The sequence below is a fragment of the Anaplasma phagocytophilum genome (genome assembly GCF_023476575.1).
GTDB lineage: Bacteria > Pseudomonadota > Alphaproteobacteria > Rickettsiales > Anaplasmataceae > Anaplasma > Anaplasma phagocytophilum_A.
Genome location: NZ_JAHLEX010000162.1, coordinates 1 through 1161 on the forward strand (window position 1 = coordinate 1; position 1161 = coordinate 1161).

A 1161-nucleotide genomic window follows, 5' to 3' on the forward strand; every position below is an offset into this window, starting at 1 on the left:
AATCACAATACAGTCGTCAATAGCAGGACGTAAAATACAAAATGATGAAGGAAATGAGCTCACTTCTTTCTCATGTAATGACTATATGGGGCTTTCAACGCATGATGAAGTAAAACAAGCTGCAATAGATGCGATTAATCTGTACGGCATGGGTGCGCGCGCTTCAAGATTGAGCACAGGAAACCATGCGTTGTACGCAGAAATAGAAGCAAAACTTGCGGCAGTATACCGAACAGAAGCTGCATTGGTATTTAGCAGTGGATACACAGCAAATATCGGAAGTGTTTCAGCGCTGGTAGGTCGCCACGACATGATCTTGGCAGATAAGTTCGTCCATGCTTCTTCTCTTGATGGAGCGAGATTATCAGGAGCTACAATATACAGGTTTATGCACAATAACGTAGAACACTGCATGCAACTGATTAGTAATTATAGAGAGCTACACGATAACTGCCTGATTCTGGTAGAAAACATATATGGTGCAGACGGCGATCTATCTCCTGTAGACGAGTTTGTTCAGCTAGCGAAAGAATGGAATGCTTGGGTTATAGTAGATACCGCGCATGGCTTTGGTATGCTAAGTTCCTTACAAGCAGACGTATATATAGGTACTCTTTCCAAAGCTATGGGGGCGCTCGGCGGATTCGTCTGTTCATCGAAGATCACAATTGAGTACTTACTTAATAAGTCGCGTAGTTTTATTTATACTACTGCATTACCACCTGCAATCATAGCAGCGGCAAGTGCATCGATAGATCTTTTCAACAAAAAATCTTACACAGAAATTCCAATGCGTCTTGCAAAAGAATTTTGCAAAATTATGGAACTACCCGAACCGCAAAGTCACATAGTACCTTTGATTATGGAAGATGTCAGAAGCGTAATACTCGCTGAGCAAGCCCTAGCTGAACGGGGCATTTTAGTATCAGCAATTCGTCCTCCGACAGCCCCCACTCCAAGACTGAGATTAACATTTACTGCAGCACACAAGCTAATAGATGTACACAGACTGTGTAATGCATTGAAAGCGTGCATTGTGCTTACAGAGGCAGGAAACTGGAGGGTGCTATAGTAGCTGCACTCTCACACGTCTAAACTTCTATTCGGGAAATATATAATAAACCCTACCAGTATACGCCACGTGATGCACCTTAAAAGAAA

The 1161-nt window shown here is 42.5% G+C and carries 1 protein-coding gene; it reads left to right on the forward strand.

Going from position 1 to position 1161, the window contains the following annotated elements; genetic code table 11:
- On the forward strand, window positions 1–1072 hold a 1072-nt coding region (locus KPX09_RS05325), incomplete at its 5' end, for an aminotransferase class I/II-fold pyridoxal phosphate-dependent enzyme (protein WP_249549310.1).
- Window positions 1073–1161 lie beyond the last annotated feature (89 nt).